Annotated in this window: 13 protein-coding genes; 5 read left to right on the plus strand and 8 right to left on the minus strand. The window is 49.4% G+C overall.

Translation table 11 applies throughout. The features are described 5' to 3' along the window. Positions 1-671: 671 nt before the first annotated feature. The 7 genes from PM3016_RS10280 to PM3016_RS10305 all read right to left on the minus strand — a co-directional run bounded on the left by PM3016_RS10280 (position 672) and on the right by PM3016_RS10305 (position 7,118). Positions 672-1,748, minus strand: coding sequence for a GerAB/ArcD/ProY family transporter (locus PM3016_RS10280; protein WP_014369380.1), 1,077 nt, complete (start codon positions 1,746-1,748; stop codon positions 672-674). Positions 1,749-1,766: 18 nt separating this feature from the next. Further along, entirely contained in the window at positions 1,767-1,997 is a 231-nt protein-coding gene (locus tag PM3016_RS10285; RefSeq protein ID WP_014369381.1) for a hypothetical protein, read from the minus strand. Between the two features lie 13 nt (positions 1,998-2,010). Then, complete coding sequence (locus PM3016_RS10290) at positions 2,011-3,228, minus strand: Ger(x)C family spore germination protein (protein ID WP_014369382.1); 1,218 nt, start codon at positions 3,226-3,228, stop codon at positions 2,011-2,013. Next, on the minus strand, positions 3,225-4,532 hold the full coding sequence (locus PM3016_RS10295) for a spore germination protein (protein ID WP_238540484.1): 1,308 nt from the start codon (positions 4,530-4,532) through the stop codon (positions 3,225-3,227). Before PM3016_RS10295 ends, PM3016_RS10290 begins: the two co-directional genes overlap by 4 nt. Beyond that, entirely contained in the window at positions 4,529-4,696 is a 168-nt protein-coding gene (locus tag PM3016_RS39525) for a hypothetical protein (RefSeq protein WP_238540485.1), read from the minus strand. Before PM3016_RS39525 ends, PM3016_RS10295 begins: the two co-directional genes overlap by 4 nt. Positions 4,697-4,768: 72 nt before the next feature. Continuing rightward, positions 4,769-5,911, minus strand: a complete 1,143-nt coding sequence (locus PM3016_RS10300; protein ID WP_014369383.1) for a DUF2264 domain-containing protein — start codon at positions 5,909-5,911, stop codon at positions 4,769-4,771. 19 nt (positions 5,912-5,930) lie between these two features. Then, on the minus strand, positions 5,931-7,118 hold the full coding sequence (locus PM3016_RS10305) for a glycoside hydrolase family 88 protein (protein ID WP_014369384.1): 1,188 nt from the start codon (positions 7,116-7,118) through the stop codon (positions 5,931-5,933). 126 nt (positions 7,119-7,244) lie between these two features. Between PM3016_RS10305 and PM3016_RS10310 the strand changes: the two genes are divergently transcribed. The 3 genes from PM3016_RS10310 to PM3016_RS10320 all read left to right on the plus strand — a co-directional run bounded on the left by PM3016_RS10310 (position 7,245) and on the right by PM3016_RS10320 (position 10,534). Then, positions 7,245-8,120: an AraC family transcriptional regulator gene (locus tag PM3016_RS10310; RefSeq protein ID WP_238540486.1), complete on the plus strand. Its 876-nt coding sequence runs from the start codon at positions 7,245-7,247 to the stop codon at positions 8,118-8,120. Positions 8,121-8,265: 145 nt separating this feature from the next. After that, positions 8,266-9,429 (plus strand): sulfite reductase subunit alpha, encoded by a 1,164-nt coding sequence (locus tag PM3016_RS10315; protein WP_013915482.1) that lies wholly within the window; start codon positions 8,266-8,268, stop codon positions 9,427-9,429. A gap of 211 nt (positions 9,430-9,640) precedes the next feature. Then, positions 9,641-10,534 carry a helix-turn-helix domain-containing protein gene (locus PM3016_RS10320; protein WP_014369386.1) on the plus strand — a complete coding sequence of 298 codons (894 nt, stop codon included), beginning with the start codon at positions 9,641-9,643 and terminating at the stop codon, positions 10,532-10,534. Positions 10,535-10,543: 9 nt separating this feature from the next. On the opposite strand, the gene PM3016_RS10325 is transcribed toward PM3016_RS10320, so the two are convergent. Continuing rightward, entirely contained in the window at positions 10,544-11,689 is a 1,146-nt protein-coding gene (locus tag PM3016_RS10325; protein ID WP_014369387.1) for a Gfo/Idh/MocA family protein, read from the minus strand. Positions 11,690-11,921: 232 nt separating this feature from the next. Here PM3016_RS10325 and PM3016_RS10330 point away from each other — a divergent pair, with 232 nt between their 5' ends. Both PM3016_RS10330 and PM3016_RS10335 read left to right on the plus strand, forming a co-directional pair. Beyond that, positions 11,922-12,980 carry an SIS domain-containing protein gene (locus tag PM3016_RS10330; protein ID WP_014369388.1) on the plus strand — a complete coding sequence of 353 codons (1,059 nt, stop codon included), beginning with the start codon at positions 11,922-11,924 and terminating at the stop codon, positions 12,978-12,980. Further along, positions 12,950-13,960 carry a carbohydrate kinase family protein gene (locus tag PM3016_RS10335; RefSeq protein WP_238540487.1) on the plus strand — a complete coding sequence of 337 codons (1,011 nt, stop codon included), beginning with the start codon at positions 12,950-12,952 and terminating at the stop codon, positions 13,958-13,960. Before PM3016_RS10330 ends, PM3016_RS10335 begins: the two co-directional genes overlap by 31 nt. The last annotated feature ends 25 nt before the right edge of the window (positions 13,961-13,985 follow it).

A 13,985-nucleotide genomic window follows, 5' to 3' on the forward strand; every position in this document is an offset into this window, starting at 1 on the left:
TTGGCGGTATAGATAAGGGAGGTTGATTCTTAAGGAACAGCACTAGAGTAAATCTCATATGGATTCCCTCCTTTAGCCTTCGCATGATACATGGCATGGCCTGCTTGATGGCTCCATGAGTCATTAATAGGTCGGCTTCACGCACAGACTGGTTTCCGAAGTAATCTCGATAGACAAATAAAAATTGCTCCTTACGTTCCGGGATTACGAATTGAATAAAATGCTGATTAACCAGCGAGCGTTCTTTATCGAATTCAAACAATGAGTATGCTTGTGTGTTGCTTCCTTGATCCTGGCGTTCTGGTCAAGAAGCAGGATGGCTGAAGGTGATAATTCGAACAAGCTCTTGTATCTGCGTTCGTAGGATGAGAGAAAGTCATGTTTAACCACCAGCATCCTCAAGTCAAATTCTGCTGATTATGGAGCCGGACCCAGCCTAGTGAAGAAGAACAGCGGTTGACCATCACTTATTGTACAAAACCCCTTTTTAAGTAAGCCGCAGGAATGGTCGGTGGACCTGAAAGGGGTTTTTGGCTTGCTAATCATTCAGTCCCTTATGCAGATATCCTCGCGATGGATAGAGCAGAGTCAGCGAAGCTGACGAAGTCTTATATCGCAAGAAAAGTTATCTCTTAAACACGAATATATTTTCTACTTCGAAAGGGCTTCGATCAAAAGCTTTTCTTAACATGCGCCCCTAGCCATAACAAGAGTGGGAACAGGTACCCGAACAGCATGGCGTAGGCAGGCCAAATTTTGAGAAAATCCAGCAAAAATGAAATGTTGGGCCAAACGACGTTGGCCAGAAACAAGGAAGCAAGAGCCAATGGCAGCAGCAGGGGAGAGGCATCCTTCAGTTCAAATACTTCGGCTAGTCCATGAGCTGATACATACATGAGCAGATTGATCCGGAAAAATATGGTGATAAAGTAGAGGACGGCGAGCAGTACTTCGAAACGCTCGTAGAAGTTCCAGATACTGATGGTGCGGACCGCAAAATAACTGGGGAACAACAAGTTTTCCGTCACTTCCGGGCTCAGGACCATAATGACGACCCATGTGGTGGCTAGATAAACAAATCCGCTGATCAGGGAACTCTTAGTGACAGCTTTCTTCCAAATTTCCTTTCCCTGCAGCAAAGGAACGAGGAACAAGAACAGAACCGTTTCCATATAAGGAAAGGCAAGCAGCGGAATGGACCCTCGAATGGCAGGCTTCACACCGTTCTCCAATATCGGAAGCATATGCCCCATCTTGACGCCTGGAAGCAGGGAGGCCATCATGATAATACACAGAAAGATGAACAGGGGATACAATATCTCGGCGGCTCGTCCGATGACCCTTGCTCCCAGCCGTCCCCCATAGATTACAGCCGCAAGCATCATGGCATACACCATTTCGATTGGCGATCTGGGAGTGATCGAGGTGGTCAGGAAATCACCCAAATTCCGGAGCGTCAGCACCAGGATGAGATAGGGAAAGCACAGTATAAAGCTTAGCAGCAGCAGCTTTCCGGCCCATGTACCGAACAATGCCCTCAAATGGACGCCCATGGTCTGCTGATTCATCTGGCCTGCAATGGAGACATACAGAGGAATCCATAGAAGATGAACGCCTATAGCCAAGAGGACAGACAGCCAGGCATCCTGCCTGGCTGCGGTTGCAAGCGTGGAAGGGAGGACGAGAATCGCGCTGCCGATTTCGTATAGGATGAACCAGAGGGTTGCTTGTTTCAGAGTAATCCGCATACGTTTTCGACAGCCTCCTTACTGCAGTAATGAATCCATCAACAAACTGAGCGGCTGGAACACCCGCTTAATCCCCATAAGCGGGTTCGGGATATGGATACGGAGCAGGCTGAATATGCCCAGCGTAAGGGCTGCACCCATGAATACGAGAGAAATGGCAAGATCCCGAATACGACCGTTTCTTGCCAGCGCCCGGAGATCCACCCAGGCGATAGCTAACGCGGCGAGCAGCAGCATTGTAACGACCACGCAATCTCCTCCTTCACTCCGACTTGGAGAGGCTTTCCAGCGGCGAAATGATTTTTCCCAGCTTGCGCAAATGGTAATCTATCTCAACAAGAACGTGCATCTCCTTAAATCTGCTGTTCCAATCCTTTTCCCACAGGTGCCATTGAGCTGGAAATTTCCGGTGGAAGGCGATGCCGAATCCATAAATATCTACCCCATACAATTGCTGACTGTTCCGAATGCCGCTGTCCACGATATGATGAATTGTATCCCGACCTGCTTGCTCAAGCGCCAGGTAATCCTTCTCTTTCTTCAAATCAACAGCGCATGTCACCTCGCCGATATTTCCTTCTACCGAAAGTTTGATGTGCATTTCCGGCTTGCCGCCCACCAGCATCGGCTTCATGCTCGACTTGGCCTCAGTCACCTCCACCGCGAATTCTCCCTCACCGCCAGGGCATTTTGCTTTACCTACTGTGCTGCTCACCTTATTCATCACATAGCTGTACGCTTTGCTGTCTGACTCGTTCAGCCAGCCGAGCAGCTTGTCATCGCGAAAAACGCCTATGCCCTTGTACTGATACTCGCCATAAGTTGTTTGCTGCTTGACGTTATCGCTTTTCTTCCCTTTGTCTACATCTCCGATTAAGGTGATCCCGGTAAGCACCGGCTCCAGTCCTTTCTTGGTCAGCATCTGGTATAGATCCACCACATTGACGGCGGCTGTGGGTGCCCAAGCCCTTTCAGAAACCTGAAGGGATTTATAGAGATCGGCTGCAGGTAAAACCTCGAAAGGGGTGACGATGGACAGGATATCCTTGGCGCTGTATCCCCTGCTTAAGACAATGTTGAAAGATGGCCGGGGCTCGTAGTCCCGGAAGAATAAATCCAGTGCCTCCCGTATCCCCTGTTTTGCTATTTTCTCATCCAGAATCAGCAGCTGGAGGTGGCCGGCGTACATTTTCCGGGAGGCCTTGGTGGTGATTTTGCGGATCGCTTCATATACCGTTAGGTCTTTCTCGGAAACGATAAGCGTAGGGGAACGGTCAGCCGACCGGTTGCGGGACATCTGCGAAGGATCGACAACCTGCAGGGTGACCTCATACCCGCCGTCAACCATGTCAATCCCGGCTGCGAGGGCAACGGAAACCTCGTTCAATTCCCTGCGGTCCCAGCAGCCCGTGAGCAGCACAAGGCCAGGCAGGCATATCCATAACAGGGTAAAGGCTCTTTTTAAATTTCCTGCTTTCATACTTTGGGTCTCCTTGAACGAAATGCCCAGTGTGGGAAACGGAGGAGAGCATCCTTTTGTTTGGACTTGGAATAGGGAGCCAGGGGACTGAGATAGGGCACTCCAACCGATTCCAAGCTGCACAAATGTAGAATCAGTATAAACAGGCCGATCGTGATCCCGTATGCGCCAAAAGTAGCTGACAGACCCATGAATCCAAATCGAAGCAATCGCAGGGCAATGGACATCGTGTAGGACGGAATCACAAAGCTGGAGATGGCAGTGATGGACACAATGATCACCATGACTGCCGATACGATGTTGGCTTCAACGGCAGCTTGGCCGATGACAATGGTGCCTACGATCGACACCGCCTGCCCGATCGTCCGCGGCATACGCAATCCGGCCTCACGCAATATTTCAAATGTTACTTCCATTAAAAGGGCCTCGACAAAAGCAGGGAACGGAATCCCCTCCCGCTGGGCAGCCAGGCTGAGCAGCAGCTGTGTCGGCAGCATATCCTGATGGTAGGTGGTCAGCGCAATATAAACAGAAGGTGCCAGCAGGCATACGAGCAGCGATATATAACGCAGAACCCGAATAACATTGCTGTAAATATTGGATTGATAATAATCCTCCGATGAATGGATAAATTCAATGAACAGGGCGGGGGCAAGCAGGACAAAGGGGGTGCCGTCCACAAAGATGGCAATCTTGCCATCCAGCAGACCTGCGGCAATGGTGTCTGGCCGATCCGTATTGTAAATCGTTGGAAAAACCGACTTTTGCTTGTCGGCAAGCAGCCATTCCTCCAAATACTCGCTCTCCAAAACGCGGTCCAGCGGATATTGATCCAACCGGTTAGTGATCTGAACCACCAGGTCCGGGTCAGCGGAACCTTCCAGATACATGACAGCCACATCCGTCCGGGTGGATGTGCCGATCTTCTTTGAAATAACACGAACCCCAGGATGCCGGACTCTGCGGCGAACCTGGGTCGTGTTGGTGCGAAGTGTATCGGTAAAGGCTTCCTGCGGGCCCCGAATAACCGACTGGGTCTGGGACTCCGTAATGCCGCGGTCCTTCCATCCCGAGAGGGCGAGGAGCAATCCAGTGCAGCTTCCCTCCACTAAGAGAAGAACCCCGCCAGAGAGAATGCTATCTAACGCTTCCTTCAGAGAAGCTGCGGATGAAATCTCGCCAACGCCCATAACATGATGTTTGATATGAGCCCATAGATCCGCAGTGTCATCCTGGGGATGAATTTTGCTGCGGTCGAGCAGAGAGGGAATAACCGTTTCAAGCAGGGCCGTCTTATCGATCATTCCATCGAGATAGCATAATGCGGTGTGAAAAGGGGATGGGAGGCTCCATGAATGGTAAGCTCCCGAATGACAAAGTCGGAGCTGTTTCCCATCAAACCACGTAAATGCTCCAAGTTGCGGTTCAGGTCAGACTGAATCATGGTGAGTTCCGTGTGCTGGGTCATGTAAAGTATCCCTCCCCGTGCCGAGTTTCTGGCGTTAGGGTATCCAGATTATGGAGTTACTATTCCAAAGCTCTATTGTAATGCAGCATCGATGGGGAAGGCTTGTCCGCTCCATGCCTTCTTCGATGTCCACTCCGCTTTACCTTGCCAGAATGAATGCTCCGGCGGCAGACCAAGCGGTAAAAATACGGAAGTGCAAAGGTATAGACTGCCGGTGGAAATGTATGCCTCTCCCATATCCGGTTGGTCGCCGCAGAAGCCGATACGCAGCCATCCATCCGGATCAAATGTACCGGGCGCTTCGATCATCCGTTCGATGACAGCTGTCAAAGCACATCGAACCTGATTGGAGGCGACCCCTGGCAGCGGCCACTCCTTCAGTGCCGCCTGGGAGAGCAGCTGAAACGCACCGAACCGGTAAGCCAAGGATCTCCCGATCGCGGGAAAAGTCCCTTCCGGTGAAATAAGCCGTTCCTGCTGAACTGCATGGCGTGCAGCCCTCTGAATAACCTTCTCCGTGAGCTCTTCCCATTCCGGTGCCTCAGCTCCCAGCGTCAGCACGATATCGACCAGCATGGGCTGGATTACAAAGCTGTTGTAATAATCCCAGTGAAACTCATCGCCGTCCCCGTAAATACCGTCACCAAGATACCATTCCTGATGCTTCTTAAGCGCAAAATCCACACGCATCGGGTCCCAGTCTGCACCAAGCTTGTACAGCGCGGTCTCTGTCATGGCTGCAAACAGCAGCCAATTGTTATAGCATGGTTTTCTGGTTCTCGTTGCTTTCAAACAAGCAATCAGATTGTGTTTCACGCGGTCATCAAGCTTGGCAATCAATTCAACCGGCGCCCGAAGAAGCGCATGAGACAAAAAGGCAGCATCCACTATGGGCTGGTGTCCCTTGGAGAAGTTCATAAAATCCGGGGAAGAGGGGTCTGTTGCAGCATCAATAGCGTTCCGTGCAATCAGCGCCATTTTTCTTTGCAGCTCTTCTTCCTCACCCGTAAGCGCTGTAAGCTCAAGCCAGGGCGCCATCCCGCAGAGCAGTCTTCCGAGGCTCTCCAAATAGGTATACTCCCCCCGATCATCGAGTTTCCCCTGGATGGGCATACTGCTTTTCAGCGACCGTTCATTTAGAGCACTCAGCACGGGCTCTGCGATGCGGAGCATCCATTGAATCCATCTTTTACGATCTAATTCTCCTTGATCCATTCCTTTTTCTCCTCTCTGCCTACCAATATAATTCCCAATTTTTTACCAGACGCACCAGTGCTTCAAAGTAAAAGTAGTCGCCCCAAATGTTGCATTCGTCGATTCCTTTATTGTGAGGCTTGGCATACACTGCATGGAGCAGTATTCCGTTGGACTCCGGATGGTCTGCAGTGGTGTAGTTGGATGCGAGAGAATGTATCATGTGCATAGCTGCATTTTCATATAATCTTCGATTGTCGTCAGTCGGCGGGAGATATTTGGAGAGCTCCAGCAGGCCGCAGGCCGCAATGGCCGATGATGAGCTGTCTCTCTCCTCCGGACCTGAAGTGAAAATGAGGTCCCAATACGCTATGGAATCATCCGGAAGGCGGTTAATGAAATAGTTCGCCACTTTTTTGGCAAGAACAATTAAACCGTAATCCCCTGTATATTTGTAGCTGAGCGGAAAACCGTAGATCCCCCATGCCTGTCCCCTTGACCAACAGGACCGGTCGGAATAGCCCTGCACTGTTCGTCCATACTTGGGGGCACCTGTATAAATATCCATGAAATAGGTATGGTAGCTGGATGCATCCTCGCGGATGATATATTTCTCTGCCTGCTTCACGTGGCTGTAGGCTGCCTGGCAGTACTTCGGATCACCAGTCACTTCGCTGGCCCAATATAATAAGGGAAGATTCATGCAGCAATCAATAATCATCCGTCCGCCATTTTCGGGGTCATCCAGACCTCCCCACGCCTGGATGATACCTGCCTTTTCAAAATATTGCCCCATAAGCAGGTCTGCTGCTTTGACTGCGATTTCTTTTGCCGCTTCACTCTTGGTCAGCTTATAAGCTGCGACACTGGATAAGGTATAGAGAAATCCCAAATCATGTGTTCCCGTTGCAATTTTCTCATCTACCCGTTTTTTATAGCTTTCCAGCTGGATTTCCGCAACACTGCGGTATTTTACATCCCCAGTGATTTCATAAGCAAGCCACAGCATGCCGGTCCAGAAAGAGGAGGTCCACTCTACGTTGTCCATGGCGGCATAGACCAGGTTTACGCTTGCGGGTTCAGGAAATTTGTGGGTAAACGTTCCTAAGTTTTGATCGATTTTGTGCAGGACATAAGCGATTGCTTCTTCACAGAAATGTTTCCTTACCGCTGGCGGATGCTCAAATTTACCTCTGTTTTTAATTCCTTCATCATGGATCTCTGACATATAACTGTTCCCTCCATTAATCTTCGACTCCTCTTGACATATCTTATTATAGTAGGAAATCCAGTTCCCTTTTGTCTCTCCATTGCGGTATAATACCGCTATCTTGTTATTTAAGGAGTGGTGGTGGTGAGGGGCAAATTAAATATGGGCTATAATTATAATTCATTGCGCACATCTTTTGACTTCGCTTATCAATCCACAACCACCCTTGAGGACTGGCATATCTTTCATATGCATGAAGGGATGGAGTTTCTCTATGTTCATGAAGGTAGAGGCAACGCCATTATTGATCAAAAAATAGTTGAAATGGGCCCCCGTACGTTGGTGTATTTCCAGCCTTTTCAACTCCATGGTACAAAAGTATATCTGGACCAATCCAGCGTCTATACGAGGTCGATTCTGTCGTTCGAACCCTCTGAATTGAATGCATATCTGCAGCTTTACCCTGCCTTGAAGGCGTTTTTTCATTCCCTATGGAAAACAAAACAGGCAGCTCAAATTATCTCGGAGCTGCCCGCGAATAACCCTCTTGAAAGCATGTTTGAACATTACCATCGTACCCTGAGCTCCCCAAGTGAAATGAAAGAAGCATACATCCTGTTTATCATCGGTTTCCTCCAATATGTGAAGAGCATTTGGCCTCAACAAAAGGTTGATGAAGATCAGCTGACCGCCACATCCCCGTCATATATGGAAAGAATCATGACTTGGATAGAAGAGAATTACACGAATGAATTTCATCTGGAGGATCTGAGTAAAGAACTGCACCTGTCTCCTTATTACATTGCTCATCTGTTTCATAACTCGACGGGTTCCAATATCTCACAGTACTTAACGGCACGAAGAATGCGGCAGGCATGCTGGCTGTTGAAGAACAGCACCTTATCCATTCAACAAATCTGCCAACAGGTTGGGCTCACCAATGTATCTTATTTCTGCAAGAAGTTCAAGGAATTTACCGGCAGGACTCCCTTGAAATACAGAATAGGAGGAGCCCAATAAACAAGAAGCCCAATAAACGTAACCGTCCGCATCAGATCTTAATTAGAATGGTCATCATGAGAGAGAATAGTATTTTTTATTCATGCATTTTCATGTATTTTCATGTATTATTTAATAGATCATATTATTTTTTGAGGTGAAGACTGTGCAAACTACTATTACTGATGTCACAAAGGTACCAACAGCATTTTCAAGGACCAATCCATTTCAAGCGAAAGTTCTTAAGAATGTAAATTTGAACGGGGCCGGTTCCAGTAAAGAAACGAGACATATTGAATTATCGTTAAAAGGGTCGGATCTATCCTATGCTCCAGGTGATTGCCTTGGTGTTATCCCTGAAAATGATAAAGAACTAGTGGATGCCCTGCTGGAGGAAATGAACTGGGATGCAGAGATGGCTGTTACAGTTAATAAGCAAGATGACACAATCCCTTTAAAAGAGGCGCTGCTAAAACACGTTGAGATTACGTTGTTGACTAAAAAAATGGTACAGCAGGCAGCGGAACTAACAGAAAACGAAGAGTTACAGAAGCTTGTGTCGAATGAAAGTAATCAACTGAAAGAATATATCGCAGGGCGGGATTTGCTTGATTTGTTACGTGATTTTGGTCCATGGAAAGCATCTGCGCAAGAGATTGTCTCTTTATTAAGAAAAATGCCGCCGCGGTTGTATTCAATAGCAAGCAGCATCGCCGCCAATCCTCAGGAGGTGCATCTAACCATTGGAGCTGTTCGCTACACGGCTCACGGACGTGAACGAAAAGGAGTTTGTTCCGTTTTTTGTGCAGAACGTCTTGAAGTGGGAGATACACTTCCAGTATTTATTCAGCAAAATAAACACTTTAATCTGCCGGAGTCTCATGATAAAGATATCATTATGGTTGGTCCTGGTACGGGCATTGCACCATTCCGTTCCTTTATCCAGGAGCGTGCGGTTAATCAAGCAACAGGCAGATCATGGCTATTTTTTGGAGACCAGCGTTCAGCATCGGATTTTCTGTATCAGAACGAGTTGGAAGAACATCTAAAAGATGGGGAACTGACAAGAATAGAAACTGCATTCTCTCGTGATACTGCGCAAAAAGTATATGTACAGCATAAAATGCTTGAGAATAGTAAGGAAATATTCGAATGGCTGGAAAATGGCGCATACTTCTACGTTTGTGGAGATAAACAGAATATGGCTAAAGATGTCCATAACACGCTTCTCAGCGTGATTGAAAAAGAAGGTGTCATGACCCCTGAAGCAGCCGAGGCATATCTAAATGATATGCAAAAGCAAGGGCGTTACCAGCGTGATGTGTATTAAGCTTAATAGGTGCTGAGGTGACGTGTCCATTTTTTTGCGATGGATACGTTTGCCTTCCGGGTACTGCTGGATCTGCAGGGATTCGGGATGATCAAACGGTGAAGAACGATAAGAGACTGCCTGGTGGCAGTCTCTTATCTTATAAACGAATATAGACTAGGGTAACGCGGTGCTTTTACCAATGAGAAAAAGACCAACAAGGAGCTTCCCTATGAATCAAATACGAATGCACACCGGTTCATTTCCTCTTGTGCGGGACGTGGGGATGACCCTGACGAGTGAAGGCTGGGTTCATCCTGACCGGATTACGGATTTCAATGTGTTTATCTTTGTAATTAAGGGTCAAATGCAGGTTGTGGAAGAAGGTACGGAATATATTCTCCGAGCAGGCATGGGATTCTTCCTGAAAAGTGGACTCCATCACTTGGGCACAGCAGGAACCATCCCAGGCACTTCCACGATCTGGATCCACTTCTCCGAGGGTCTGCAGGATGCACATGTTCCTGAACGGGTCGAAGAAGGCAGCCTCCAACCGTTTCAAGCGTCAAGAACCTATAAGGTTTTTGGACCGGTTGACTATCGATTCGAACTCCTGCTGCCCAAGTTGGTAGAGCTGCAGGAACCAGCCTCCTTCATCTCCAAAGTAAAGGACTTGTACGAATTGTACTGCTCTGCTCCGTTGTTTGGTCATGTGCTGTTAAGCATAAAAACGATGGAGCTCTTTCTGGACCTCTACCGGCTGCACCATGACCCGGAACGCCACAGAATGACTAGTAAGTCCGATGCCGTTGTCCGCAAGCTAGCTCTTTATCTCGAAGAGCACTGGGAGAGCCTGCTTGAGCCTGATCGGATCCGCGCTGAGTTTGGGCTCAATTACCGCTATATGAGCACTTTATTCAAGACCAGAATGGGGATCAGTATATTTCACTATCATGAACGCCACCGCATACATAAAGCGGCTGAGTTATTAAAGAGTACGAGCATGAACATATCCGAAGTAAGCGACAAGCTCAAATATACGAGTCCCTATTACTTCAGTCGTGTCTTCAAGAAAGTGATGGGCGAAGCGCCGTCCGTCTATATCCGCAACATCTATAGGATGTAAGCCATCAAGTTATTCGAAGGAAGGAATAATGACTTCCCTGCCGCCGCTCATGGCAGATTCATGCGCACAGATGCCCGCCGCAGTCCAGTTCGCTGCCGTAACAGCATCGATCCAAGGCTTGCGCTTCTCTATAATACTGCGCAGAAATTCGTGCACCAAGTGAGGATGAGACCCGTGGTGGCCGTTGCCCTGCAGCACGGATTGGTGAGGATTGTTAGGATCGAGTATGGCCTGACTTGTAATATGTTCAGCGAGCTCAGGAGGAAGCAGGTCTGGCCTTGATGGCGCCTTCACGATCGTAGTATCCACTTTGCGGCCGCGTTCGCCCTCAACCTCGGCGTGCGTCCGGAAAAGTCTTAGAGGCTCATCTTCCATGTGCCATTCCAGGGATGCTTCTTCGCCATAAATATTGAAGCTTTCCATATAAGGCCTTGTCGTCTGGAACAGAGAGCGGGTTACTTCAGCACTCAGCTGATCCTGATCCAGTTGGAATAGAGCGGACTCAACGGGGTAGGGGTTGCCGTACTGCCGGACCAGTTCGTCGTTCATTACGCCGGAGCCGATACAGTTCACTTTTGTTGCCCTTGAGCCTGTCAGGGCTAGCAGCGGTGAGATCGCATGGGTTGCATAGTGCATGGGAGGCAGGCCCATCCAGTATGAAGGCCAATTGACCATGTCTTGATAATGGGCTCCTCGAAGGAACTGAATTCTTCCGAACTCCCCTCTGCGGTACATTTCTTGAGCATACAAGAACTGATACGTATAGACAGCGGTTTCCATCATCATATAATGAAGTCCTGTTTCTCTTTGTGCTTCTACAATCGCCCGCAAGTCCTCAATCGTAGTAGCCATCGGAACGGTGCATGCACAGTGTTTGCCCGCCCGCAGTACCTCCACAGACTGTTTGCCATGGAGCGGGATAGGTGAGACCAGGTGTACGGCATCGTATTCGTCAGATGCAAGGATATCCTCCAAACGCTCATACCGTCGTTCAAAGCCGAATTTGTCGCCATACTTATGTAACAGTTCACGGTCGGTATCACAGATCGCAACGTATTCTACGTTAGGATGTGCATGATAAATCGGGGCGAAGGCACCTCCAAATCGAAGCCCAACTACAGCTACACGTAATTTATGGTTCGCAGGGATACTCATATCTGTCTTCCTCTCTCAGTTATAGATTGGCTGAACACACTTTTATTATTAGGCAAGACAGGGGAGGTGTGAATGAATTAGATGGCATAAAAGATGTATTCTGTTCAGGTAAGAACTATACAGATATGAAATATTCATCTTGACGAGGGGGTAGCTGTAGGCTAAATTATTCGTAAGAACTTATTATAAGACTTAAAATAAGTCGGATAAATTAAAGTCGGAGGTTTGCACTATGCGAAATTTCATTGATGATGTTAAAGATCAGCCCGAAGCGCTCGGACGGCTGGCCGAATATTATGCTACCCGGGAGGGAGGAGAGCTTCTGGCCCGGGTGACGGAGCTTTCCGGAAGAAAGTATGATCGTATCTTATTTACCGGGATGGGAAGCTCCTATGCAGCGTCCAGACTGGCCGCGACTTATCTGTGGTCGCGAGGGATCCCTGCGATTCACGTGGAAGCTTCCGAGCTTCTTCATTATGGAGCGGGTACACTTCTCACCAATGCGCTGCTCTTCTTTATTTCCCAATCTGGAGAGAGTGTTGAGATAAGGCAGCTGCTGGACATTCTGCCTGCTGATGCGGTGGTTATAGGCATTACCAACGTAAAGACCAGTACACTGGCGGTGAAATCGGCCCTGGTCCTCCCTTTGCTCGCCGGCGAAGAGTCCACGACCTCCAGTAAGACCTATACCTCCACGCTGGCGGTAACCCTGTTAGCATGCCAGGCCTTGGCCAAACAGCCGGCAGCAGATGGAATTGCGGCCATTCAGGCGGCGGGGGAGCGGCTGTTCACGCTGGAATCGCATGCGGCTGCCCTGGATTGGAACCGGATCACGGAATGGCTGAGAACTGCAGATTCCATCTATCTCATAGGGAGGGGACCGGCGGTAAGCACAGCCATACAGGGCGCACTGACCTTCAAGGAGCTGGTCAAGGTTCAGGCGGAGAGCATGGAAGCGGCGACCTTCCGGCATGGACCGCTGGAGACGGTCAATGAACAGACGCTGATTTTTGCAGTCGCCTCACCGGGAAAGACAAGTGCACTGGTCGATTCCTTCACGATGGAGCTCACGCGGTGCGGAGCCAAGGTAATAACGATTCATGAAGGGATTGCCCGGATCGCGAAGGACGAGTATGCTGAAGCTCAGGAGGAGCACACAGCAGCTCTTGATGAATACTTCGCGGCCTTGGTTGACATTTATCCCATACAGCTCGCGGCGAACCTGCTGGCCGAACGGTTGGAGAGGAACGGAGGGTTCCAATGGATCACCAAGGTCACTACCAAGGAGTAAGGGGTTCAAGCGCTGGAAATGAAGCAGGCAGCAGGCATGGCGTATGCATGGTTGGGAACGTGAATATCGACCTTCTGATGAAGTCGCTGCCAGAGCTCCCTGCATGGGGAACAGAAGCGCTGGTGGAATCATACGAAGAGCGTCTTGGAGGCTGTGCTGGTAATTCAGCCCTGGTGCTCGCGGCCCTGGGGGAAGAAACACATATCGTGGCGGCTGTGGGTGAGGACCGCTTGGGCAGGAAGCTGACGGCTGAGCTGCAGCAAGCAGGAGTAAGGCTGGACGGTCTGAAGCGGTCCTCCCAGGCAACGGGCGTCTCCCTGTCCCTGAATCGGCCTGACGGTGAACGGTTGTTTGTGACCTATCCGGGATCCATGTTGGATACCAGCTGCGAGGAAGTCATGAATTACCTAAGGAGAGCTCCTTACTGCAAAGCGCTGCTGTTAACCGGTTATTTTCTTCTCTCTCCCGATATCCATGCCAAGGAGATATTCCGCGCTGCAAGTGAGCTGGGGATGGTCACCTTATTCGACACGGGGTGGCCTACCCAGGACTGGAGCCCGGAGATCCGTGAGGAGATTTGGGGGCTTCTCCCTCTGGTGGATTACTTTTTGCCCAATGAATTGGAAGCTGCCGCCTTAACAGGGAAGAGTCATTACAGTGAAGCAGCCGGGATGCTGGCGGCTCAGTGCAGGAGAGGCGTTGTCATCAAGCGGGGAAGAGAGGGGAGCTGCTTCCTGGGTAGAGATGGTAAGGAGATTAACACTACCGGGTATGAGGTTAGAGTAAAGGATACCGTCGGTGCAGGAGACTCCTTCAACGCAGGGTTTATATACGGTTTGCTGCAGGACTGGCCAGCCGCTAGGTGCATAGAGCTGGGGAATGCCGTTGCAGCCAGTGTCATCTCGGGCGATGCTGGGTTTCATGTGCTGTGGAACCAGGTTCATCAGCTGCTGGAGGATTCAACAAGATTCAAGGGTTAGAAATACGTACACATACAAGGAGAAC

The sequence above is a fragment of the Paenibacillus mucilaginosus 3016 genome (assembly GCF_000250655.1).
Classification (GTDB): Bacteria; Bacillota; Bacilli; order Paenibacillales; family NBRC-103111; genus Paenibacillus_G; species Paenibacillus_G mucilaginosus.